Below are 22,873 nucleotides of genomic sequence, written 5' to 3'. Positions count from 1 at the left end.
GCATAGCGAGCAGCCTCATACCGCCGAGAGCAATTAGGCCTTCACCGCGGTCGCTGAAGCTTGATTCGTGTGTGAACTTGTTGGTCACCCGGCAGCACCACTGCTGCCGGTCATAAATTCTGGGCCAGGGCCGCCGTTTTTTGTCCCTTCATGGGCCGTCTGAAAGAGACAGATTCGCCAGCCCAGCGACTGTGTTGGAAGTCAAGTCCGGGCTCGCTGAAGGCGAGCGATTCGCCAGCCCAGGGTCAGCCGCGGCGAGCGCCAGCGAGACGGCGGCGCCACCCTGGGTTTCGGAAGGCAAAGGTGCAAACGCTGAAAGCGTGGGATAACGCCACAGGGTGGCTCAAAACTTCTGACGCGCTGCACTGGTCCAAGCTAGCCAATCGCCGCTACTAGGATGCGCCTCCCGCGCAGCCGGCCAGCTAGGGTCCCGATCTGAGTTCCACGTCGACCAGAATGGGGTCGTGGTCTGAGAGGGGCTCTTTGCGGGAGTGGACTTCGGAGACCACGCGGGGGCGATGGCCGTGATTGGCGGGCTGCAAGCCGCGTCCTGCGAACCAGTCCAGTTTGAGCGAACAATTGCCGCCCACCCGCTGCACGGCCCACTCGATGAACCAGAAGCACCATCCCGGAACCCAGTCGGCCATGTTGGTGTTGACGGCGATATCGTCGATGTCGTAGTGGAGGGTGCATCCGCCCGGCTCGTTGAGGTCTTTGTAGCGGTAGCCGCGCTCTTCCAGTTCGCCGAAGAGGCGGCGTTCGAACCAGCGGTCGGGGTGGGGATAATGGTTTTCCACCACGTTGCGCACCCCCATGAGGACGCGCCGGGCGTAGCCCATGATGGAGTAGGCGGCGCGGGCGGCGTTGAAGGTGGTGGTGTTCCAGTCGCCGCCGATCAGCACCGGCAGGGGCTCCAGCCGGTCCAGGTGGTCGAGCACCAGCTTCATCTGGCGGTGGCGGTGGCGCTGGGAGGAATGGGCGTCCAGGTGCAGCGAGACGGCGTGAAAGTCCCCCTGGGGATGCTCCACTGTAGCCACCGCCGCCTGCTGGTACCCCAGGCGTTTTTCCTTGCCCCGCATCTTGTCCTTGCCGTTGGGAAGGGAAATGGAATGGGCGTTGCGGATGGGATAGCGCGAGAAAAGGGCGTTGCCGTGCAGAGACAGGGTGTTCTCGCCCTCCACGTGGTATTCCAGACCGCTGCCTTTCACAAGACTGATGTAGCAGGGCACAAAGACATAGTTGAGGCCCAGATGGCGGGCCAGCTCTCCCGCTACTTCGCGGTTCTCCGAGCGGGCCATTCCGTGGTCGAGTTCGGTGAGGAAAAAGAGGTCGCTGGCGGAGATCTGAGGATGCTGGCTGAGGACTTCCAGGATGCCCTCGAAGCAGTTGCCGCGCTCGATGTTCCAGGCCGTGGCGCGCACCCGGTCGGTCCGCTCGCAGGCGTCTCCGTCCGAGAAGTCTTCCTGCACTACCGTGTCCATCACCCGGCGCACTTCGTCTTCGATTTCCTTCCACAAGGAAGAGCGCTCCAGGGCCCGGCTGGAGTTGAAACGGCTCAAGCTCTCGAAGTGACGAGTCAGGTCGTGACGCAGCCCCGAGGGCGGCGCCGGCTGGGACAGCTTATCCATGCTCTTACTGTTTAACATACCCGCCAAGGAATAAGCGGGCTGTCTCATGCCGCCAGGCGGGCGCTCAGTTGAAAACGTCGAAAAGCCGGCTGAACTTGATCAGCAGGCTGCGGTCGGGGGATTGACCCCTGAAAGAATCGAAACCCCGTACGTCGTTGTAGACGATGAACAGGCCGGTGTTGGCCGCCTGCAGCCAGGAAAAGCGCAGGTTGGTCGACCACACGTCGGCGACGTTATTGTACTGGATCAGCGACTGCAGATGCAGGCGCGGCGTGAAAGAATAAGAAACGCGCAGGCGTGCCAGGTTGGTGACGAAGTCGCCCTGGGGCAGTTCGATGTCGTTGCGGCTCCAGCTCAGGTCGGTGATGAAGCGCTCTCCCAGACGCATCCGCATTCCCGGCTCGAGGTTGACCCGGTCGCCGCTGAAGAATCCCCCGATCACGGCCCTCATGTCGAAGCTCAACCAGGCTCCCCGGTTGGAATTGGCCACCAGTTGCACTTCGCTGTTGTCGTAAGTCCCCGGCGGGACGATCACGCCATCGCTGATCTCGAAGGGCTCTTTGACTCCTTCGCGGGTGACGTTGACCCCGGTGTGGAATTCGGCCCCGTTCTTCCACTCGAGGTGGTTGTCGATGTGGAGGAATCCGGTCTCCTGAAAGCCTTCGAAATCCCAGAACCCTTCCCAGGAAACATGCGGACGCACTTCGTGCAGTCCCCATTTGTTTCCCTTGACCCGGTGGGTGTGAAAGACCAGGAAGGAAGGGCTGCGGAATCCTCCCCGGCGCAGGAATCCCACCTCGGGATTGAAATTTTCGGCCACCTCGTTGTAGTCGAAGCTCAAACGCCAGGCCTGAGACTCGTAGCTGGTGCCCAGGTGGAAGGCGTGGTCGTCTCCCGTCAGGTCGGGATCGAAGGTCTTGGCGAAGAAACCCGACACCGAGCCGTACTCGCCGATGCCCCATCTCCCGTCGAATCCCAGCGTGCGGTTGTAGTCGTCGGCGGGCGCCAGATCGCCCGTCCCCTGTCGGTTGACGAAGATGGCGCCGAGCGAGGAGCGGTTGGGCAGTTCGCGGCTGATGCGGGCCACCGTGAAGTTGTTGGCCTGGGTCAGCCCGCCCACCTCTTCGGTCTGCATGTTGAGGAAGCCGATATTGGTGCCGCGCACCTTTCCGGTCAGGCGCGCGCCGCCCACGATGGGTACTTCCCGGCCCTGGGCCAAGCCGATGCGGCGGCTGAAGAAAAGCTCGGTGTTGCCGGGATCGCCCACCGCGAAGAGTCCGGCGTTTTCCAGGAAAAAGGGACGCTTTTCAGGAAAGAAAAGGCTGAAGCGGTTGAGATTGATCTGCTGCTCGTCGACCTCCACCTGGGCGAAGTCGGTGTTGTAGGTGAGGTCGAGGGTCAGGGCGGGAGTGATGGAGTACTTGGCGTCGGCTCCGGCGTCGCCCAGCCGCAGCGTTTCCTGATCTCCCGTCTTGCGCATCTCTCCCAGCACGTAGGGGATGACCTTCAGGTTGCGCTGGCTGGGAATGCGCAGATCGGTCAACGCTCCCGCGTCGGAAAGCCGGAAGAGATCGTGCTGGCGGGAAAGCGGCGACCAATAGGCGGTTTCGTTGCGGCGCCGGATGTTGCGCTGAAAATTGAGTCCCCAGCTCTGGTCCTGCAGAGAGGGATAGCGCAGGGTGGTGAAGGGGATGGCGAATTCGGCGCTCCAGCCCTCGGGTCCCATCTTGGTGCGCACCACCCAGGCTCCGTCCCAGTTGAGGTTGAAGCCGCCCCCCGAGGCGCTGCCTCCGCTGCCTTCCCGGCTGACCTGGCCGTCGTATTCGATGCCGGCAGGATTGGTCCCGAAGACGAATCCATTCTGCCCGTCCCGGTAGGTATCGAAGATGATCTGAAAGCTGTCGGTCTCCCTCAGCGAGGCGTCACGCCGGCTGTCGGAGACCACGATGGTGGCGGGGTCGTCGTCGAAGCACATAACGCCCACGAAGAGGGTCTGGTCGGTGTAAGCCACCTTGACCATGGTCCGCTGCGAGGAGGGCGCGCCCTCCTCGGGCGTGGTCTGGAAGAACTCGCTGGCGGCCGGCTCGATGGCTTGCCAGAATTCCTCCGCCAATACCTCGCCGTCCAATTGAGGTCGGTCGTCCACCCGCACGGCTTCCAGCGCCGGCCGGGGACGCAACATGGGATCCTCGCCGGCCATCAAGCCCGCAGAGAGGGACACAATTACCGATAAAAAAGCCGATGCGAAACAGAAGCCGCTCATCCCCACACTTGTCTTCCTTACGTCCTGAACGAGTCCAGCCGAACCCCTATTCTGGTCCAAAAGCGCCTCCGCGTCCAGCCTTAGAAGCAATGCATTATGTCTATGGCATGGAAAAGATTGATCTCTCTCCGTCCTGTGAAATCAGACGCCCTTCATTGGGGTTTCTTTGTGAAACGGCCAGCCGGCTTTCCCCGGTTTTGCCTTCACCGGTGATCCTTGGCCTGGTGGGAGGCGCATCCTTGCGGCGATCCCCACCAGAGCGACCGGAAGCCTGCTGAGAAGACTCCGTTATGGAACGGTCAGCCGGCTTCTCCGGCCAGCCCTCTTGCGGCATCGCCTCCATCGCCGCAGGGATGCGCCTCCCACCAGGCGTGTCTCCTATCGGTTCCTTGGGGCAAGCTCTCTGGGAGGAGGGTGGCCCTTTCCCGGGGTCCGGGACTTGCTTCGGCCTTTTGCCTGCCGGGGCCAATCGGCTATTATCGGCCTCATGCGATTGGGACTGACTTTCGGATACCAGCACCGCGATCCCGGTCAACTCATCGAGATGGCCAAAGGAGCCGAGATGCTCGGCTATGACTCCATCTGGACCAGCGAAGCCTACGGCTATGACGCCGTCACGCCGCTGACCTGGATGGCGGCCCACACCAAGCGCATCAAGGTGGGGACGGCCATCATGCAGATGCCGGCCCGCACCCCGGCCAACACGGCCATGACGGCCATGACGCTGGACTTTCTCAGCGGCGGACGCTTTCTGCTGGGACTGGGAGTGTCGGGTCCTCAGGTGGTGGAGGGGTGGCACGGCGTCCCCTTCGGCAAGCCGCTGGGCCGCAGCCGCGAGTACGTCTCCATCGTGCGCAAGATGCTGGCCCGCGAGGAGCCGGTCACCCACCAGGGCGAGCACTATCAGATCCCTGTCCAGAAGGGCACCGGACTGGGCAAGCCGCTGCGCCTGATCAACGAGCCGCTGCGCCCTCGCATCCCCATCTACCTGGCCGCCCTGGGACCCAAGAACACGGCCCTGACGGCCGAGATCGCCGACGGCTGGCTGCCCATCTTCTTTTCCCCCAAGCGCATGGATTACTTCGGCCCCCTGCTGGAGGAGGGCCTGTCGCGAGCCGAGGGCAAGAGCCTGGACGACTTGGACGTCGCGCCCACCGTCCACGTGGTGGCGGGAGACGACGTCGACGCCTGCCGGCTGCAAGTGAAAAAGAACCTGGCCCTCTACGCGGGAGGCATGGGCGCCAAGGGCAAAAACTTCTACAACGACCTGATCAGCCGCTACGGCTACGAGGAGGAGGCAGCCGCCATCCAGGATCTCTATCTGGACGGCAAGAAGAGCGAGGCCGCCATGGCCGTCCCCGACGAGCTGGTGGATGAAGTGGCCCTGTGCGGTCCCGCCGAGCGCCTGGCCGATCTGCTGGCGATGTGGAAGGACTCTCCCGTCGGAACCCTCATCGTAGCCCCCAACGACATCCAATCAGCCCAGGTCATGGCTTCCCTGGCTCGTTCCTGACGGGACGGATTTGCTCGGTGGCGGGCAGGTAGGTTTGGGCGGTTTCGATGAAGCGCCGGCATTCGCGTTCGGCCCAGGACTCGTCCTCTTCCAGCTCGCGGGCCATCATGCGCGCCACCTGAGGTGCGCAGGCGATGGCGGCGTTGGCGTCGAGCAGCAGGGACCGCGTGCGCCGCGAGAGCACGTCCTCTACCCGGCAGGCCATCTCTTCACGCACGGCCCACAGCACCTCGGCGCGGCAATAAGGAAGGTTCTCGTGCAGAGAACGCCCCAACGACTCGTCGGCCGCGATGAGTTCCTCCAGGTATTGGGCGTCCGATCCGTAGCTGGCAAAACGTCCGCCGCTGCCGGGATCCTCCCGGTGTCCGTGCAGGCGCAGATGCTTGGTGGCCGAAGGGACGGCCGGCAATCCTCCCGCTTGGGCGGCGCGGTCGATGGTGTCTTGAGCCATCTTGCGGTAGGTGGTCCACTTGCCTCCCGTGACGGTGACCAGTCCCGAGTCTGATACCAGCAGCGTGTGGTCGCGGGAAAGCGACTTGGTGGCCTCCTGGCTGTCGCCCTTGACCAGCGGACGCAGGCCCGTGAACATGCTCAGGATGTCTTCGCGCTGAGGGTCCCTGGTCAGGTACTGGGCGGCGTGGGCCAGCATATACTCGACCTCTTCCTGCAAGGGCCAGGGATCGAGGGGTTTCTCCTGGGTGGAAATGTCGGTCGTCCCCACCAGGGTGCGCCCCCTCCAGGGAATGACGAAGAGTACTCGTCCGTCCCGAGTCTTGGGAATCAGCAGGGCGGCCTCGGAAGGAAGAAAAGAGCGGTCCAGCACCAGGTGAGAGCCGCGGCTGGCCGCCACGATCTCTTCAGCCTGGGGATTGTCGGACCGGCGGATGGCGTCGCAGAAGACCCCAGTGGCGTTGACCACCACCTTGCCACTCAGTTCCATGCTCCCGCCGCCCAGCCGGTCTTCAGCCGCCACTCCGCTGATTTTGCTGCCGCTCTTGAGCAGGCCGGTCACGGGGGCGTAGTTGAGCAGCGTGGCTCCCTGGTCGGCGGCGGTGCGGGCCAATGCCACGGCCACACGGGCATCGTCGAACTGTCCGTCGTAGTAGAGCACCCCTCCCCTCAGTCCTTTAGGCTCGAGAGTGGGCAGCAGGCGCAGCGTTTCGCTCTTTCCCAGCAACCGTGACGAACCCAGGTTGCGGCGGGCCGCCAGCCAGTCATAGATCTTCAGTCCCAGGCCGTAGTAGAAGCCTTCGTAAAAGCGATAGCGCGGGATGACCAGAGCCAGGCGGCGCACCAGATGGGAAGCGTTAGCCATCAGCCGTCCGCGCTCGCGCAGGGCGTCCCGGACCAGCGACACGTCGCCTTGCGCCAGATAGCGCACGCCCCCGTGAATGAGCTTGGTGCTGCGGCTCGAGGTGCCCTTGCAGAAATCGTCCTGCTCCAGCAGCAGCGTCCTGTAGCCGCGCGAGGCCGACTCCACCGCCGCCCCCAACCCGGTTGCGCCCCCGCCGACGATGATCACGTCCCAGGGTTCGGAGGCCGACCCGATCCGCCTCAGCATGTTGCTTCGTTTCATCGATTTACAACCTTACCATTGTCCTCCTTCGCTGACCCTGCGGAAGCACCAGGCGAATCCTCGAAGGGCCGGGCGGCATCCATTAAAGTCGACGGTCAACAATTGACCGGTCAACCAATGAATCCAAAACATGGAGAGATACGAAAATGGACCTGAAGGAAAAAGTGGAAGACCTCAACAGCATGATTCTGCAGGGGCAGATCCTGGAAGCCTTTGAAAAGCACTACCATCCCGAGGTGGTGATGATCGACAACCAGGGCTCCTATTCAGGCAAAGAAACCAACCGCAAACGCGAGCAGGAGTGGCTGAGCGGAGTAACGGCCTTCAACAACGCCGAGGTCAAGGCGGTGGCGGTGGGCGACGGAGTCACCATGGTGGAGTGGCATTTCGACTACCAGCACAAGGAGTTGGGCCACGCCAAGTATGATCAGGTGGCCGTCCAGCGCTGGAAGGACGGACAGATCATTCACGAGCGCTTCTTCGTCTTTTAAAAGACAGAAGTTAGACAAGACTTCTCAACTTTTGTATCTTTTCTGCTCAGAGCCGCGTCCTTGCTGGCTGAGAGAGGAGAGAGCAATTGTGAGAATCGCGGTGATCGGCGGTGGCGTTTCGGGCTTGACTGCCGCTTACATCCTGTCGCGCCGGCACGAAGTTACCCTCTTCGAGGCCGGCGACTACATCGGCGGCCACACCCACACCCACCGCATCGAGGACCCCGACGGGCAGCCCCTTCATATCGACAGCGGATTCATCGTCTTCAACGACCGCGCCTACCCCAACTTCAGGCGGCTGCTCGACCGCCTGGAGGTGGAATGCCAGCCCAGCGACATGAGCTTCAGCATGCGCTGCGAAGAGAGCGGATTGGAGTACCAGGGCTCCTCGCTCAACGGACTCTTCGCCCAGCGGCGCAACCTGCTGCGTCCCGACTTCCTGCGCATGGTGGCTGACATCGTGCGCTTCTACCGCCAGGGGAAGCGCATGCTCTCGGGCAACGGCAACGGCGGCCTTCACGCCAACGGCAACGGCTCCGTCCAGCGCAAGGGAGCGTCCGCGGCGGATATGACCACGGTAGGCGAGTTCCTGCGCAACCACCGCTATTCCAGCAGCTTCGTGCGCCATCACCTGCTTCCCGTCTCGGCCGCCATCTGGTCGGCCGATCCGCGCAGGGTGCGCGACATGCCTATCGAGTTCATGCTGCGCTTCTTCCACAACCACGGAATGCTCGACCTGTCCGGGCGTCCGCAATGGCGGGTGATCAAGGGGGGCTCGCAGCGTTATGTCGAAAAGATGATCAGGCCCTTCAGCCGAGGCATACGACTCAACTCTCCGGTGGTGGGGGTCCGCCGCCTTGCCCGCGGAGTGGAGGTGAAGACGCCCGATCAGGAGTGGGAGTATTTCGATCAGGTGGTGATCGGAGCCCACAGCGATCAGGCCTTGGCCATGCTGCGGGACGCCGACCGCGCCGAGCGTGAGATCCTGGGCTCGATCGCCTACCAGCCCAATCAGGCCGTCCTTCACACCGATCGAGCTCTGCTGCCCCGCCGCCGCCGGGCCTGGGCCAGTTGGAACTACCACCTGATGCCCCGTCAGGAGCAATCCGTGGCCCTCACCTACCACATGAACCGCTTGCAGACTCTGGCAGCCAAGCGTCAGTATTGTGTCACGCTCAACCGAGGAGATATCGACTCTGCCCGCATCCTTCGGCGCCTGGTCTACCAACATCCTGTCTACACGCCGCAGGCCCTGCGGGCCCAAAGCCGCCACGCCGACATCAGCGGACGCCGCCGCACTCATTACTGCGGGGCTTATTGGGGTTACGGCTTTCACGAAGACGGAGTCAACAGTGCGCTGCGGGTGTGCCGGGCCTTCGGGATGGAGCTGTGAAGATGAAGAGCTGCCTTTATTGGGGACGCGTCCGCCATCGGCGCTTTGCGCCGGTCGGTCACCGCTTCGCCTACCCGCTCTTCATGGTCTACCTCGATCTGGAAGAGTTGCCCTCGGTCTTTCGGGGACGCTGGCTGTGGACGGCCGACCCGCGCCGCCGTCTTCCGGCAGCGGCCCGTTTCCGCCGCCGCGACCACTTGCAGGGCAAGTCTCAGGACCTTTCCCTGGCCGTGCGCCGATTGGTGGAGGAGAAGACGGGCCGCAGGCCTCAAGGTCCGGTGCGGCTGCTCACCCACTTGCGCTACTTCGGATACTGCTTCAATCCGGTCAGCTTCTTCTTCTGCTTCAACCGCGACGAGAGCCTCCACAGCATCGTGGCCGAGATCGACAACACTCCCTGGGGAGAGCGTCACCATTACGTGCTCTGCGACGGTCTCAACTGCCTCGATCAAGGGCGGGATTGGAGGCTCTACGGCCTATCCAAGGAGTTCCATGTCTCGCCCTTCATGGACATGGATCTGGACTATCGCTGGCGATTCTCCCTACCCGGCCAGGACCTGCTGGTGCACATGGAGAACTACCGTCGGGGAAGCCGATTTTTCGACGCTACTCTGCGTCTGCGGCGGCGTCCCATCACCACCCTCGGCCTGGCGCTCTCTCTCCTGCGCTTCCCCCTGATGACGGGACGCGTGATGGGTGCCATCTACTGGCAGGCCCTGCGCCTGTGGCTGAAGAGAGCGCCCTTTTTCACTCACCCCGAAAAACGGAACCCTATCGAGTCATGAGTCAGATTGCAGCCGATTGGAAAACCGCCTCGCGTCCAGCCAGCCGGCCTTCGGGTCTGCAGCGCCTGGCCCGCCGCATCCTGATCTCGCGCCTGAGCCAGTTGCGCCACGGCCGTGTGGTGCTGAGCGACGCCCAGGGCCAATGGACCTTCGGAGCCGAAAAGGCCCGGCTTTGCGCCCGGGTTGAGGTCGTCGACCCGGCCTTCTATCCCTCTTTGCTGGGAGGCTCGGTGGGGGCGGGAGAGTCTTACATGAGAGGAGAGTGGAAGGCCGACGACCTGACCCGGCTGATGCGCATCATGCTTCTCAACCGGGGCTTTCAGGCCTCGCTGGAAAGCGGCTGGGCTGGCGTGCTCGCGCCCCTGCGTGCGCCCTTCCATTGGCTGCACAAGAACACCCGGAGGGGAAGCCGCCGCAATATCGCCGCCCACTACGACCTGGGCAACGAGTTCTTCAAACTCTTCCTGAGTTCGGACATGATGTACTCCTGCGCCCTCTACCAGGGGGCTGAGGAGGACTCGCTGGAGGAGGCCTCGCGGCGCAAGCTGGAGACCATCTGCCGCAAGCTTGAGCTCCAGCGCGGCGATCACCTCCTCGAGATCGGGACGGGCTGGGGCGGCATGGCCGTTTACGCCGCCTCCCGCTACGGGTGCAGGGTCACCACTACCACCATCTCGCGCCGCCAGTACCAGGCCGCCCTGGAGCGGGTGAAAGAGGCCGGGCTGCAAGACCGCGTCCGTGTCTTGCTGGAGGACTACCGCAATCTTGGCGGACGTTTCGACAAGCTGGTCTCCATCGAAATGATCGAGGCCGTGGGTCATCACTACTTCGACACCTACTTCCGCAAGTGCTCCCAGCTTCTCAAACCGCAGGGAATGATGCTGCTGCAGGCCATCACCATCTCCGACGCATTCTTCGAGCAGGCCCGGCGCAACGTCGACTTCATCAAGCGCTACATCTTTCCCGGATCATGCCTTCCATCGGTCGCTTCCATCTGCCGGTCTCTGGCCAGGATGACCGATCTGAAGCTGTTTCATCTCGACGACATCACCCCCCATTACGCCCGCACCCTGCGCGACTGGAGGGAGCGCTTTTCCGACAACCTGGAGGCGGTGCGGAAGCTGGGATTCTCGGAGGATTTCATCCGCATGTGGGAGTTCTATCTTTGCTACTGCGAGGGAGGGTTCGCCGAGCGCTATATCGGAGACGTGCAGATGCTGCTGGCCAAGCCCCATTGCCGCCGCAGGCCTCTCCTCGACAACGCTCTCCCGGGAACGTAAGTAGGGTGAATCGGCATGGGCACAATCGCCAATTTCATCGGTTTCCAGGCGGGCTGGTTCGCCTGCGTGCTGGGAGCGGCCTACGGCTACCTGTGGCTGGGGCCGCTGGCGGTGGCGGGACTGGCTGTCTTCAACCTGAAGGGCCTGCCACCCGCTTGCCGAAAGCGGGAACTACGCTTGCTGGCGTCGGTCTCGCTGCTGGGACTGGTTCTGGACAGCCTGCTGGCATTGTCCGGTGTCTTCACCTTTCTCGACCGGCAGTTTCCGCCCTGGCTGTCGCGGCCCTGGATGGTGGCATTGTGGGCCAATTTCGCACTGACCCTGCGCGCCTCCATGCAGTGGCTGCAGGAACGTTATGTGTTGGGAGGACTGTTGGGTATGGTGTCAGGACCGCTGGCTTACTGGGCGGGAGCCCGCTTGGGGGCAGTCGAACTGCATGGGGTCTACAGCCTGCTCATGTTGGCCGCGGCCTGGTCTGCCACTGTACCCTTCTTGCTCTGGTTGAGCGCCGTGCCGCAGTCGAGGCCGGGGGAGGAGAAGTGAGATGTTGAGTTGGACGCTGATGCTTCAGGGCTGGGGCGTAATCGCTCTGGCGATGCTGGCTCTGTGGATCTGGCAGCGCCGCAGCGGTGACGCCGGAATCGTCGACGTGGGATGGACCTTTGCCTTGGGCTTCCTGGCCGTTTTCTATGCCAGCTTGGGCTCGGGAGATCCCCAGCGCCGCCTCTTGCTGGGGCTGCTGGTGGGAGCGTGGTCGCTGCGCCTGGGACTCTACCTGCTTTTCGACCGCGTTCTTTCAGGCCAGGAAGACGGCCGCTACCAGCAGATCCGCGAGAATTGGGGCGACAAAGTTCAGCCCTTCTTCCTGGTCTTCTTTCAGGCTCAGGGAGCGCTGGCCGTCTTGTTGGCGCTTCCCTTCGCCGTGGTTGCCGTAAACCCCGATCCGCTCTCCCTGTGGGACGGTTTGGCGGTTGTGGTGATGGCGGCTTCCATCGGCGGCGAGACGCTGGCGGACCGCCAGTTGGCCCGCTGGAGACGCGATCCCTCCACGCGCGGACGCACCTGCCGCCAAGGGCTGTGGCGCTACTCCCGCCATCCCAACTACTTCTTCGAATGGCTGCACTGGTGGGCCTACCCGCTGATGGCGGCCGGTCAAGCCTACTTTTGGGTGACCTTGCTTTCTCCCTTGCTGATGCTCTTCTTCATCCTCAAGGTAACCGGCATTCCGCCCACCGAAGAGCGCGCCCTCAAGAGCCGGGGAGAGGATTACCGCCGCTACCAGCGCACCACCAGCGCCTTTGTCCCCTGGTTCCCCAAGGAAGAGGCGGCGCAAGACACCGGAAAGGAACCGTCGTGAGTCTTCTTGCCACCGCCATCGACTGGGCCGAACGGGGACGCATCCCCGACCCCCTCATCCGAGCCGGCATCCGCAGGCTGCTCAAAGCCCGCACTTCTCAGATTCCGCGCGACTGCGCCCGGCGACGACAGGCGCTGGAAGAATTCATTGAGGCCAACGAAGAGAGGCAAATCGCCCTCCACACCGACAAGGCCAATGAGCAGCACTACGAGGTGCCGGCCCACTTCTATCGCCTGGTGCTGGGAGAGCACCTCAAGTACAGCGGATGCTATTGGCCCGCCCCGGACTCGAGCCTGAACGAAGCCGAGGCCGCCATGCTGGAGATGACCTGCCGCAGGGCCGGGCTGGCCGACGGACAGGACATCCTGGAGCTGGGTTGCGGCTGGGGTTCGCTGTCGCTGTGGATGGCCGCCCGCTTCCCCGGCTCCTCGGTGACGGCGGTCTCCAACAGCGCCACTCAGAAAAGCTATATCGAAGAACAGGCTGGGCAAAGGGCGATATCCAACCTCGAGGTCGTCACCGCCGACGTCAACGACTTTTCGCCTTCAGGACGCTTCGACCGCGTGGTCTCGGTGGAGATGTTCGAGCACCTGCACAACCACCGGCGCCTCATGAGGCGCATCGCCGGCTGGCTGAAGCCGCAAGGACAGCTCTTCGTCCACATCTTCTGCCATCGCAACTTCGCCTATCCTTACCTGACCGAGGGCGAAGGCAACTGGATGGGACGTCACTTCTTCACCGGTGGAATCATGCCTTCAGACGACCTGCTGCTCTACTACCAGGACGATCTGCATCTGCTGCGCCACTGGAGAGTGGCGGGGACCCACTACGGACGCACGGCTCGGGCCTGGCTGCGTAACCTCGACCGCTCCCGCGGGCAGGTGCTGCAACTCTTTGAACAGACCTACGGAGAAGAAGAAGCCTGGCGGCGCCTGCAGCGGTGGAGGATCTTTTTTATGTCCTGCGAAGAGCTTTTCAACTATCGAAAGGGTCAGGAATGGTGGGTATCCCACTATCTTTTCGCCAGAAAACCTTCAAACGGCGCCCCCGGACTGTAAAATTTACAGTCTGATCGGATCTCGATCCAGTAGCTTCTTCAGCCTCTAAACACTAGGCTCGGCCACCAGTTTTGTATCAGATGGCTTACATCTCCTTGTATTTCGTGGCTTTTTGACAATTGGGAGGCTTCCTGCCCGACTTCTGGCATGGGCTTTGCTGAACAGCAGGGTGCGAAGGAAGGTAGGGACGGATGGTAGTTCTGAACAGGGCGTTAAAGGGGCATCTCTCATTTGGGCCTGGGGCGGCCGGCTCTTGCTGGAATGAGCGGGTCAGCCGTCACCTGCCCCAGGTGCGCTTGATCGCCCGCTCCGTGGCCGTCCGCTACCGTCCCGACCTTGAACCGGACGAACTCGTCAGCGCCGGCTTCCTGGGCCTGGTCGACGCCCTGGAAAAGTTCGACCAGAGCAAGGGGATCCAGTTCAAGACCTACGCCGAGTTCCGCATACGGGGCGCCATTCTCGACCGATTGCGCAAGTTGGATCCGCTTCCCAAGTGGCTGCGCCAGAAGGGCAAGGAGATCGAACGAACCCGCCGTCGCCTGGAGCAGCTCCGGGGCCGGACCGTGAGGCAGGAGGAAGTTGCGGGCGAGATGGGGATGGATGTGTCCGAGTTGCAGGGCCTGGTGCAAAGGCTGGCGGCGCGCAACGTGTCCCTTTGTGATGAGGACTCCCAGTCCGACGACGACAGCGTCAGCGAGAGTCAACTGGTCAGCAGCCGGCCCACGCCTTTTCACGAGTGCTATGCAGGTCAGGTGAGGGAGATCCTCGAGCGCGAGATCTCAAAGCTTCCGGAGCGGGAGCAATTGGTTCTTTCTTTGCGCTATCACGACGAGTTGTCGATGAGAGAGATCGGCGATATTTTGGGGCTCCACCAGTCGCGCATCTCGCAGCTTCACAACAAGGCTCTGCGCAAGATGCGTGAACTTTTGCCCAAATCCTTGAGTTCGGCGACTTTTCCCGCGGCGACGGCCTAGAATGATTTTTCTGGAAAGGGGTATCCCGCACGACGGGAGGGTAGGGGTAGAGAGACTTGCCGGGGCACTGCTCGGATGCCCCGGCGGGTCTTTCCTCAAGCCAGCGCCGCCACGGCCTTAGGGGCGCTATCCTTAGGACTGATTCTGTAGCGCGCCTCCACGACGGTTCCTTCTTCGTCGATGACGAACTGGCTGCGCAGGATTCCCATGAACTTGCGCCCGTACATCGACTTCTCGGCCCACACTCCATAGGCTTGGGCAATGGAATGGTCGTCATCGACCAGCAGCCTGAAGGGAAGGTCGTACTTGTCCCTGAATTTGGCGTGAGAGGATTGCGAGTCGGGACTGACCCCCAGCACCACTGCGTTTTTCTCTTCGATTTCAGGGTAGGCATCGCGCAGTGCGCAGGCCTGTTTGGTGCATCCCGAGGTGTTGTCGCGCGGATAGAAGTAAAGCACCACGCGTTTTCCCCGCAGGTCGGACAGGCTCAGTTCCCGGCCCTCATCGGTGGTGGCCTTGAAGTCAGGGGCCTTGTCGCCTTCTTTGAGTCTCTTCTCGCTCATATTTCTCCTAGTCGCGGCTCTGGGTTTCCTCCGAGAAGACGCGGCGGGGGGCGTTCTTCACGTAGTGGTCGAACCAGTCGATCATCTCGGCTACGGCATGCAGCACCGATTCGCGGGCCCGGTAGCCATGCGATTCGTTGGGCAGCATGACCAGCCGTGCCGTGCCTCCCAGTCCGTTGAGGGCGTGGTAGAGACGCTCGGACTGGATGGGGAAGGTGCCCGAGTTGTTGTCGGCCTGGCCGTGGATGAGCAGGATGGGCTCGTCCAGCTTGTGGGCGTGCATGAAGGGAGACATCGAGAAGTAGACCTCGGGAGCTTCCCAGAAGGTGCGCCGCTCGTTCTGGAATCCGAAAGGCGTCAAGGTGCGGTTGTAGGCGCCCGAGCGGGCGATTCCGGCCCGGAAGAGGTCGGAATGAGCCAGCAGGTTGGCGGTCATGAAGGCGCCGTAGCTGTGTCCGCCGATTCCGATGCGGTCAGGATCGGCCACGCCCATCTCGACCAGCTTGTCGATGGCCGCTTCGGCATTCATCACCAACTGCTCGACGAAGGTGTCGTTGCCCTCTTCGCCCACCACGGGCATGGCCGGGCCGTCCAGCACGGCATAGCCCTGGGTCAGGAAAAAGAGGTGGCTGGGCCCGCGGAAGTTGGTGAAACGGTTGGTCGATCCCCGCACTTGACCGGCGATGTCGGGGTCGTTGTATTCACGCGGGTAGGCCCACATCACGACCGGCAGGCGGGTGCCTTGCTGGTATCCGGCGGGCAGGTAGAGGGTGCCCGAGAGTTCGATTCCGTCGGCCCGGGCGTAGGTGACGAGCTGTTTCTTGACCTGGCGCAATTGGGGGGCGGGATCGGTGAAGGCGGTGATGGCGTGGCTGCGTCCGCTCTCGAGGTTGCGCAGCAGGTAGTTGGGCGGATCGGTAGGCGTTTCCAGCCGGGTGATGATGCGCGTCCCCTGCGGGTCGAGCACTTCTGAAACCGTCTCGTAGGTTCCCGGCCCCGACTGAAAGAGGCGCTGCTTTTCCTGGCTGCGGACGTTGTAGCGGTCGAGGAAGGGACGGTCGCCCTGAGGCGAAGCGCCTCGCCCCGACAGCAGTATCCAGTCGCCCTGCTGAATGATGAGCGAGTGGCCGCTTTCGGTGGGTGCCGATACTGGATCTCCGGGATCGGCGTAGGCGTCGTAGAGTCCCCTTTCGTCCAGCTTGGTCAGGTTCCACCGGCCGTCCTGGCCGGGTTCCGCCAGCCAGGAACGGATGAACTGCTTGCGCCGGTTCATCTCGGTCACCAGCGCCGCTCCCGTTTGCGTCCAGTCCCAGCCGCGGGTGCGTTCCTCAGTCCGCAGCATCTCGCGGGGCTGATCCTGGAAGGGCGCGTCCAGCAGCATGAGCTTGTCGCGGTGCTCGGCTTCGCTGCGGGGGTTGCCTCCGTCCAGCGCCTCCCTCCAGGAGAGGGTGGCGGGCTGCGCTTCCGCCCAGCTTATGTTGCGGGGCCCGGTGGGGACGCCTCCGATGGGGACTTGATCGTGAAGGGGGAGGCGGGCCACTTCATGAACCAGTCGGCCGTCCCGGTCCCACACCTCGAAGGAGCGGGGAAAATAGTAGTGGGGCACGGAACGCGAGAAGGGAGGGGTGATGCGCTCCACCAGCAGAAAACGTCCGTCGGGAGAGATGCGAACTGAGTCGTAGAGAGCGGCTTCCCCCAGCGGCCGGCGCCTCCCGTCGGAGACGTCCACCCAGTAGAGTCGCGAGCTCACGTAGTGGGCGAAGAGTTCTTCGTCGTGGCGGTCTTCCAGCAAGTCCTGATAGGTGCGCACCTGGCTCTTGCCCTCGTCCGATTCCAGCACAACCGGGCCGGAAGGAACCTGGGGCGGCAGCGGCGGCGCACCCCTGTCCTCGGGCACGAAGCGGCACAGCAAGGAGGCCGAATCGGTGGCCCAGGTGCAGGGAAACCCCATGATGGCGTTGAGATGGGCATGGCCCAGGCGGCGGGCTTGCACCGGCGGTATGGTGGGATCTTCTTCATCCTCTTCCTGCGCCTCATCCTCGTCTCCATCGCCTTGCTCGTCTCCCCTTCTCTGACGGGCCTCGTCGCTGGGCACTTCCTGGGGGACCTCGGCGGCCCACAGTTCAATGCCTTGGCTGGTGGTGCGGGTGAAGGCGATGCGGCTGCCGTCGGGAGACCAGGAGGCGAATCCCAGGCGTCCCTGCTTGCTGTCCAGCAGAATGGGGACGCGCCCGCCCTGGGAGATGTGCTTGAAGGTCAAGCGGGTGATGAGGGGACTGCGGGCGATGATCGATCCGTTGGTGGAGGGATCGAAGCGCATTCCCGCCAGGCGCAGGATAGGACGCGACACCTCTTCGATGGAGGGCATGCTGGCGCGGTGCAGCAGCAACACCCAGCGGTGGTCAGGCGAGACGCTGACATAAGGCGTGGGCGGATGATCCAGAATGTCGACCACTTCGGCTGGCGGCATCCGGTAGTTTTCGGGGTCCTGAGCCAGTGCGGTCCCCACCGTCACACAAGCCAAAAGAACGATCAATAGCCAACTGCGCTTAGGCATCTTTTCCTCCAGGAATATCCCGCCATGGGTTTTCTCTATCGGTCCCTCAGTATACGCAAGCCGTTTTCCCCGCGCCAAGCGCCGGCCAGGCACCGGGAGCCTGCCCCCGGCAGGACCCGTTGTCCTGGTATCGAGGCCGCAGCCAGGGGCCGCTTCTGGTACAAAGAAGGCATGCTCAATCGAATGTTTTGGTTGTTGCTGGCGGCAGCGTGGATGAGTTCTCAACTCGACGCACAGACCTGGACCATCTCCCGGGTCAATGAGGGGTTTGTGCAGATGGACGGGCGCCTCGACGAATGGCAGGGCGTTGAACCGCTGCTCCTGACGCCGGGGGCTTCCGGCGTCCGAAGCGAGGGAAGTTTCGCGGAAAACGATCTCAGGGTCGAGGTGCGCGCCGTGTGGGACAAGCAGGGGCTCTACATGGCGGTGCAGTGGCAGGACGATCAATGGGACGTGCTCGACATACCCCGCCAGGAGGCGGTTTGGATCTCTCCCCAGGGACGCCGCCGCATCCGCATGGTCTTTTACGACAACCTCAACCTTGAGCTGAGCCGCAAGAATTACAATTACTACGCCTGGATTTCGCCTCGGGCCGAGGGCCGCGGACCCTTCTCATGGGCTCGCCGCATCGGCAAGGAACGGCTGGAAATGGCATCCAGCCCTCCCTTGATCTCGGTGGTGGCCGAAGAGGAAAAGGTCACGATGGAGTGGCTCTTCCGCTGGAAGGAACTGGGGCTCAAAGGCAAGAGCTACAAAGATCTGAGTTTTCGCATTCAGGTGGCTGACGGCGATCTTCCCGGAGCTCTGCCCGAGGCCAAGCTGGACGCCGTTAAGACGCTGACCCGGGCCGGACGCCTCGATTTCGTCAAGTAGGCGTCCCCGAGGAGAATCGCATGGCCCAATCCCTCTACGTGGTGGCCACCCCCCTGGGCAACCTCGAAGACTTGTCGCCGCGGGCCCGGCGCGTCCTGCAAGAGACGGATTGGATCGCCTGCGAAGACACCCGCCGCAGCGGCCGCCTCCTCGAGCATCTGGGAGTGGACCGTCAGGGGCGTCCGCTCATCAGCTACCACGAACACAACGAGGAGGAGCGCACGCCTCAACTGCTGCGGCGCTTGCAGGACGGGCAGAGCGGCGCCCTGGTTTCGGACGCCGGCACGCCTCTGCTTTCCGATCCGGGCTACCGCCTGGTGAGGGCTTGCCGTCAGGCCGGGATCGAAGTGGTTCCCATTCCCGGCCCCTCGGCGGCGGTGGCCGCCCTCTCGGTCAGCGGACTCCCCTGCGACCGTTTTCTTTTCGCCGGATTCCCTCCCCCCAAGGCTACCGCACAGCGACGCTTCTTCGAGGAACTGGCGGCTCAAGAGGTGCTGCTCATCTTCTATCTCTCTCCTCACAAGCTGGCCTCCACCTTGAAACGCATGAGAGAGGTACTGGGCGAGCGCCGAGCTTTCCTGGCGCGGGAACTGACCAAGCTGCACGAGACCCACTACCTGGGGACCCTCGGCGACATCATCGGATCGTTGCAGGCCGAGACTCCACGGGGCGAATACACGCTGCTGGTGGAAGGGGCTAGCGGCGCTGGGGAGTCGGAGCCGCATCTGGACGCCGAAGCTTACGTGGAAGGACTGCAGCGGTTGCGGGGGCTTTCCCGCGCCGACGCCGTTCGCCAGGCGGCTCAGGAATTGGGAATCCCGAGGGGCCGCCTCTATCGCAAGGTTCACCGCCGAAAAAAAAACGTCCCAAGTGATGTCTAGGCCGAACCGCCCGCTTGCTGCCGCGGAGATCCCTCGCTTTCGGGGCACCCTAAGACGTCCCGATTTCATGATCTCCCGGTCGAAAGCGCTGCATCGACTTGGCTTCGGGGGCTCCCGAAGGAACCGTCCGAAGTTCAGGCCGACCGCCGCTTCCGTATCAGCGGGGGTTCTCCTGACTCTCTGGAGCGAACTCCAGAAGCTGTTAGCGGAATCGGTCCCGCTGATAGAGGCGTCGCCTGCGGGCACTTCGTCCCTGGCGAGGCCTTAATTCCGAGCCGCAGGATAATAACTCGGTTGTAGCTTCGCTAGGTCGCGGAGATCAAAAGCGGCGAACCGCTTTTATGCGATCTTCCACTTCTCGCTTCGGGCTTCTGCCTTGGAACCAACCAATGCAATCCCAACCCGCTGCGAGTCGATGCCCGAGGCTGGCGGCTAACCCGTCCACCTCTTGGGACGGCCCACAATTTAATCTTGAAGAGGTCGTGAAGCAAGAATGAATTTTCAGGCCTTCGGCTTGCACAGGGAATGTGCAGATCGGGCGGGCTGGGTTTCGTTTCGCGGCGATGCGGCTTTACATTTCTACGGTCACAGCTTATTCACAGGATGTCGAGAGGGCTTGTGGAAATCTTTTTCACCACCCTTCCCATCAGTGTCGATGCAAAAAACAGTTTGGGCGTTTTGGTCGGTCTTAAGGCTCGGTTTGAGGCCTCCTGGCCCACTCGTAGTATGATGAGTGGCGCCATGTTCATCCTGCGGGAAGAGACCTTGGGATCGGCCTTCGGATGGCTTTTCGTCAGCCTGGCGGTCTTTCTCTGTTTGATCTGCCCGCCCTTTAGCTGGCTGATGGCTCCGCAATACCTGGGAGGCCCCCGCCGCGAGCACATCACCCGCGTAGAGTACGACCACGAGTACTTTGGAGCGATCTAGTCCCCAGGCCGCACAGGGGCTGAACCAGCGGGGATCGGGCCAGGCGCCCTCCTCGACAATGGAGTTGACATGACGATGCCTTGGGCCTTGCCTTCTACTCTACGACCCTCTTCCTTCCGCCTTCGGCTCTTGGGCCGCCTGGGGGCGGTTTTGCTGATCCTGACGGTCCTGGCGCCGCCTCTGGCCGCCCAGTTGCAGCCGCTTCCCGAGGATGAGGGTGTCAACGGCCTGGGCCTGGCCTTGCGCAAGTTGAGCGTGACCGGGTCGGTGCTTTACGTGACGGCTCATCCCGACGACGAGAACAATGCCGTCCTGGTGCGGTTGGGACGCGGGGAGGGCCTGCGGACCGGGCTCTTGACCCTGACGCGGGGGGACGGCGGCCAAAACGAGATCGGCGACGAGTTGTTTCAGGCCATCGGCGTCCTGCGCAGCGAAGAGCTGTTGGCGGTGCATCGTTTCGACGGGGCCCGCCAGTTCTTCAGCCGGGCCATCGACTTCGGCTACTCCTTCAGCGTGGAAGAGACGTTCGAGAAATGGGGCAAGGAAGAAATCCTGAGCGACATCGTACGCACCATCCGCACCTTCCGCCCCACCGTCATTCTGACCCTCAATCCGGGAGGCGAAGGCGGCGGCCAGCACCACCAGGCGTCGGCCCGGCTGGCCCTGGAGGCCTTTCAGGCGGCTGGCGATCCCGCCCGTTTTCCAGAGCAGATCTCGCAGGAAGGGCTGCGCCCCTGGCAGCCGCTGCGCTTGTTTCAGTCCAGTTTCAGGCGCCGCCTTGAGGACTTCAAAAACGGTCCGCCGCCTGTCTACACCATCGAAACCGGCCGCTATGACCGTCTGTTGGGCGAGACCTGGGTGGAGTTCGGCATCCGTGCGCGCACCCGCCACCGCTGCCAGGGTATGAACATGCTGACGCGTCCCGGCCCCTTTGCCTCTCATTACCTGCTGGCAGCTACGGCCGAGGGTCACCAGGCCGAGCCCGAGGGCGAGGATTTCTTTGAGGGAATCGAGACGGGGCTGGATGTCGTTACCGCTTATCAGCCCTCTTTAGTTGAGGCCGTGGACGGCTTGCAGGAGGCCATCGACGAGGCCGGGCAGGCCTACGCCGCTTCCGACTTCGAAAAGGTGTCGGCGGCTTTGATGAAGGCTCTTGATCGAGTCCGTCAGGCCAGCCGGGCCGCCGATCAGGAGGAGGCCCGCTTTCTCTTGCGTGAAGAGGAGCAAGATCTGCTGGAGGCGGCGGCCAAGAGCCACTTCCTCCACTTCGACGCCCTTGCCGACGTCACCCGTGACGGGACCGTGGTGCCAGGCGAGACGCTGGAAGTCGACGTTCAGTTCTATGACCGCTCGGGGTTGTTGGAGGATTTTCAGCTCAGCCTCTCGGCTCCCGCGGGGTGGCGGGTGGAGCGCATCGATGATCGCGAGGGAGCGGTCGCCTACCAGGTGACGGCGGCCGAAGACGCCGAGTTGTCCCAGCCCTACTGGTACGAGTTGGAGAGCGGCGTCGAGCGCTATGGCCTCAAGCGGGGATTCAAGGGCATGGCGCCTTTTGCTCCGCCGCCATTGCTGGCCCGCCTGCAATACCGCTCCCACGGCGTAGAGGCCTGGCTGGAGCGGCCGGTCCACTACCGCTGGTACGGCGCCGAGGCGGGGCAGGAACGCCGCATGGAGGTGAAGGTGGTTCCCGCCCTCTCCCTCTCCTTGGGCCCCAGCATCAGCATCACTCCGCTGGGATCGGGGCAGGTGCAGGAAATCGAGGCCACGCTGCAGAACAACAAGACCGGCTCCAACCAGGCCACCCTGCGTCTGAGGGCGCCCCAGGGCTGGACGGTGGAGCCTGGTTCGCATTCCTTGAGCTTCACCTTCGAGAACGAACGGCGCACGGCTTCCTTCAGCGTCCGCCCGCCCGCTTCGGCCCCCCAGGGGCGTTACCTTGTGAGCGCGCAGGCCGAGAGCGGAGGCAAGACTTTCAGCCAGGGATATCAGGTGATTGCCTATCCTCATGTGCAGACCCGCCATCTCTATCATCCTGCTCAGGCCGAGGTGCAGGTGCTGGACGTCAGCCTTCCCCAGGAGCTCGAGGTGGGATACGTGATGGGCGTGGGCGACGAGGTGGCCGAGGCCACCCGTCAACTGGGGGCCCGCGTGACCTTCCTCGAGGCCCAGGACCTGGCCGCCGGCGATTTGGACCGCTTCGACGTCATCGTCACCGGCGTGCGCGCCTATCTCAACCGCGACGACCTGGTGGCCAACAACCACCGCTTGCTGGAATACGTCCGCCGGGGGGGACACCTGGTGGTGCAGTGGAACAAGTACGAGTTCATGCGGGCCCAGTTCACGCCCTATCCCGTCAAGATCGACCGTCCCACCGACCGCATTTCGGTCGAGGAAGCGCCGGTCAGGGTGCTGCTTCCTCAACATCCGCTGCTCAATCGTCCCAACGTGATCACTGCGGCCGATTGGGAAGGGTGGGTGCAGGAGCGCGCCACCTACATGCTGGGCCAGTGGGAGGAGCCCTTTACCCCGCTCATCGAGATGGAAGATCCGGTGCCCTACAATGCCGGGGTGAAGCGGGGCGGATTATTGCTGGCTCCTTACGGCGACGGCACCTACCTGCACGTGGGCCTGGCCTTCTTTCGCCAGTTGCCGGCCGGCGTCCCTGGAGCCTACCGGCTGTGGGCCAACATCCTCTCGCTGGGTCGAGCCGCACGGCCCCAGGCTGGGGACTAGAGGGCCTGCCGCCCAACTCCC

The 22,873-nt window shown here is 63.2% G+C and carries 18 protein-coding genes; 13 read left to right on the top strand and 5 right to left on the bottom strand.

The features are described 5' to 3' along the window. Positions 1 to 422: 422 nt before the first annotated feature. On the bottom strand, positions 423 to 1,628 hold the full coding sequence (locus tag VLU25_16925; protein ID HSR69617.1) for an endonuclease/exonuclease/phosphatase family protein: 1,206 nt from the start codon (positions 1,626 to 1,628) through the stop codon (positions 423 to 425). A gap of 64 nt (positions 1,629 to 1,692) precedes the next feature. Next, on the bottom strand, positions 1,693 to 3,810 hold the full coding sequence (locus tag VLU25_16920) for a DUF5916 domain-containing protein (protein ID HSR69616.1): 2,118 nt from the start codon (positions 3,808 to 3,810) through the stop codon (positions 1,693 to 1,695). Positions 3,811 to 4,378: 568 nt separating this feature from the next. On the opposite strand from VLU25_16920, the gene VLU25_16915 reads away from it, so the two are divergent. Continuing rightward, a complete protein-coding gene (locus tag VLU25_16915) occupies positions 4,379 to 5,404 on the top strand; it encodes an LLM class F420-dependent oxidoreductase (protein ID HSR69615.1) in 1,026 nt (341 codons plus the stop codon). On the opposite strand, the gene VLU25_16910 is transcribed toward VLU25_16915, so the two are convergent. Continuing rightward, complete coding sequence (locus VLU25_16910) at positions 5,379 to 6,980, bottom strand: FAD-dependent oxidoreductase (protein HSR69614.1); 1,602 nt, start codon at positions 6,978 to 6,980, stop codon at positions 5,379 to 5,381. The two genes, VLU25_16915 and VLU25_16910, sit on opposite strands and share 26 nt — an antisense overlap. A gap of 146 nt (positions 6,981 to 7,126) precedes the next feature. On the opposite strand from VLU25_16910, the gene VLU25_16905 reads away from it, so the two are divergent. The 8 genes from VLU25_16905 to VLU25_16870 all read left to right on the top strand — a co-directional run bounded on the left by VLU25_16905 (position 7,127) and on the right by VLU25_16870 (position 14,318). Beyond that, positions 7,127 to 7,471, top strand: a complete 345-nt coding sequence (locus tag VLU25_16905) for a nuclear transport factor 2 family protein (GenBank protein HSR69613.1) — start codon at positions 7,127 to 7,129, stop codon at positions 7,469 to 7,471. A gap of 88 nt (positions 7,472 to 7,559) precedes the next feature. Continuing rightward, positions 7,560 to 8,864: an FAD-dependent oxidoreductase gene (locus tag VLU25_16900; protein ID HSR69612.1), complete on the top strand. Its 1,305-nt coding sequence runs from the start codon at positions 7,560 to 7,562 to the stop codon at positions 8,862 to 8,864. A 2-nt stretch (positions 8,865 to 8,866) separates the two neighbouring features. Beyond that, a complete protein-coding gene (locus VLU25_16895) occupies positions 8,867 to 9,649 on the top strand; it encodes a DUF1365 domain-containing protein (GenBank protein ID HSR69611.1) in 783 nt (260 codons plus the stop codon). Then, positions 9,646 to 10,929 (top strand): cyclopropane-fatty-acyl-phospholipid synthase family protein, encoded by a 1,284-nt coding sequence (locus tag VLU25_16890; protein HSR69610.1) that lies wholly within the window; start codon positions 9,646 to 9,648, stop codon positions 10,927 to 10,929. Before VLU25_16895 ends, VLU25_16890 begins: the two co-directional genes overlap by 4 nt. Before the next feature lie 15 nt (positions 10,930 to 10,944). Next, on the top strand, positions 10,945 to 11,472 hold the full coding sequence (locus VLU25_16885; GenBank protein HSR69609.1) for a DUF2878 domain-containing protein: 528 nt from the start codon (positions 10,945 to 10,947) through the stop codon (positions 11,470 to 11,472). Between the two features lies 1 nt (position 11,473). After that, the gene (locus VLU25_16880) at positions 11,474 to 12,286 is read left to right on the top strand and encodes a DUF1295 domain-containing protein (protein HSR69608.1); all 813 of its coding nucleotides are present in this window, start codon (positions 11,474 to 11,476) and stop codon (positions 12,284 to 12,286) included. Continuing rightward, positions 12,283 to 13,344: a cyclopropane-fatty-acyl-phospholipid synthase family protein gene (locus tag VLU25_16875; GenBank protein HSR69607.1), complete on the top strand. Its 1,062-nt coding sequence runs from the start codon at positions 12,283 to 12,285 to the stop codon at positions 13,342 to 13,344. The genes VLU25_16880 and VLU25_16875 overlap by 4 nt, the downstream gene beginning before the upstream one ends. Positions 13,345 to 13,535: 191 nt before the next feature. Further along, complete coding sequence (locus VLU25_16870; protein HSR69606.1) at positions 13,536 to 14,318, top strand: FliA/WhiG family RNA polymerase sigma factor; 783 nt, start codon at positions 13,536 to 13,538, stop codon at positions 14,316 to 14,318. A 95-nt stretch (positions 14,319 to 14,413) separates the two neighbouring features. On the opposite strand, the gene bcp is transcribed toward VLU25_16870, so the two are convergent. Then, a complete protein-coding gene (bcp, locus tag VLU25_16865) occupies positions 14,414 to 14,881 on the bottom strand; it encodes a thioredoxin-dependent thiol peroxidase (GenBank protein ID HSR69605.1) in 468 nt (155 codons plus the stop codon). Positions 14,882 to 14,888: 7 nt separating this feature from the next. After that, positions 14,889 to 17,438, bottom strand: coding sequence for a prolyl oligopeptidase family serine peptidase (locus VLU25_16860; GenBank protein HSR69604.1), 2,550 nt, complete (start codon positions 17,436 to 17,438; stop codon positions 14,889 to 14,891). A gap of 171 nt (positions 17,439 to 17,609) precedes the next feature. On the opposite strand from VLU25_16860, the gene VLU25_16855 reads away from it, so the two are divergent. The 4 genes from VLU25_16855 (at position 17,610) to VLU25_16840 (ending at position 22,852) form a co-directional block, all read left to right on the top strand. Beyond that, the gene (locus VLU25_16855; GenBank protein HSR69603.1) at positions 17,610 to 18,311 is read left to right on the top strand and encodes a hypothetical protein; all 702 of its coding nucleotides are present in this window, start codon (positions 17,610 to 17,612) and stop codon (positions 18,309 to 18,311) included. A 20-nt stretch (positions 18,312 to 18,331) separates the two neighbouring features. After that, positions 18,332 to 19,192 carry a 16S rRNA (cytidine(1402)-2'-O)-methyltransferase gene (gene rsmI / locus VLU25_16850; protein HSR69602.1) on the top strand — a complete coding sequence of 287 codons (861 nt, stop codon included), beginning with the start codon at positions 18,332 to 18,334 and terminating at the stop codon, positions 19,190 to 19,192. A gap of 741 nt (positions 19,193 to 19,933) precedes the next feature. Beyond that, complete coding sequence (locus tag VLU25_16845) at positions 19,934 to 20,119, top strand: hypothetical protein (protein HSR69601.1); 186 nt, start codon at positions 19,934 to 19,936, stop codon at positions 20,117 to 20,119. 69 nt (positions 20,120 to 20,188) lie between these two features. After that, entirely contained in the window at positions 20,189 to 22,852 is a 2,664-nt protein-coding gene (locus VLU25_16840; protein HSR69600.1) for a PIG-L family deacetylase, read from the top strand. The last annotated feature ends 21 nt before the right edge of the window (positions 22,853 to 22,873 follow it).

This window comes from Acidobacteriota bacterium (assembly GCA_035471785.1).
Taxonomy (GTDB): domain Bacteria; phylum Acidobacteriota; class UBA6911; order RPQK01; family DATIPO01; genus JANQFM01.
Note: the sequence above shows the minus strand (reverse complement) of the source record. Positions and strands in the feature narration are given on the sequence as shown.

Coding starts and splice junctions, on each gene's coding strand:
- VLU25_16925 (HSR69617.1), bottom strand. CDS start 1,628: ATGGATAAGCTGTCCCAGCCGGCGCCGCCCTCGGGGCTGCGTCACGAC.
- VLU25_16920 (HSR69616.1), bottom strand. CDS start 3,810: ATGTTGCGTCCCCGGCCGGCGCTGGAAGCCGTGCGGGTGGACGACCGA.
- VLU25_16915 (HSR69615.1), top strand. CDS start 4,379: ATGCGATTGGGACTGACTTTCGGATACCAGCACCGCGATCCCGGTCAA.
- VLU25_16910 (HSR69614.1), bottom strand. CDS start 6,980: ATGAAACGAAGCAACATGCTGAGGCGGATCGGGTCGGCCTCCGAACCC.
- VLU25_16905 (HSR69613.1), top strand. CDS start 7,127: ATGGACCTGAAGGAAAAAGTGGAAGACCTCAACAGCATGATTCTGCAG.
- VLU25_16895 (HSR69611.1), top strand. CDS start 8,867: ATGAAGAGCTGCCTTTATTGGGGACGCGTCCGCCATCGGCGCTTTGCG.
- VLU25_16890 (HSR69610.1), top strand. CDS start 9,646: ATGAGTCAGATTGCAGCCGATTGGAAAACCGCCTCGCGTCCAGCCAGC.
- VLU25_16885 (HSR69609.1), top strand. CDS start 10,945: ATGGGCACAATCGCCAATTTCATCGGTTTCCAGGCGGGCTGGTTCGCC.
- VLU25_16880 (HSR69608.1), top strand. CDS start 11,474: ATGTTGAGTTGGACGCTGATGCTTCAGGGCTGGGGCGTAATCGCTCTG.
- VLU25_16870 (HSR69606.1), top strand. CDS start 13,536: ATGGTAGTTCTGAACAGGGCGTTAAAGGGGCATCTCTCATTTGGGCCT.
- bcp (HSR69605.1), bottom strand. CDS start 14,881: ATGAGCGAGAAGAGACTCAAAGAAGGCGACAAGGCCCCTGACTTCAAG.
- VLU25_16860 (HSR69604.1), bottom strand. CDS start 17,438: ATGCCTAAGCGCAGTTGGCTATTGATCGTTCTTTTGGCTTGTGTGACG.
- VLU25_16855 (HSR69603.1), top strand. CDS start 17,610: ATGCTCAATCGAATGTTTTGGTTGTTGCTGGCGGCAGCGTGGATGAGT.
- rsmI (HSR69602.1), top strand. CDS start 18,332: ATGGCCCAATCCCTCTACGTGGTGGCCACCCCCCTGGGCAACCTCGAA.
- VLU25_16845 (HSR69601.1), top strand. CDS start 19,934: ATGTTCATCCTGCGGGAAGAGACCTTGGGATCGGCCTTCGGATGGCTT.
- VLU25_16840 (HSR69600.1), top strand. CDS start 20,189: ATGACGATGCCTTGGGCCTTGCCTTCTACTCTACGACCCTCTTCCTTC.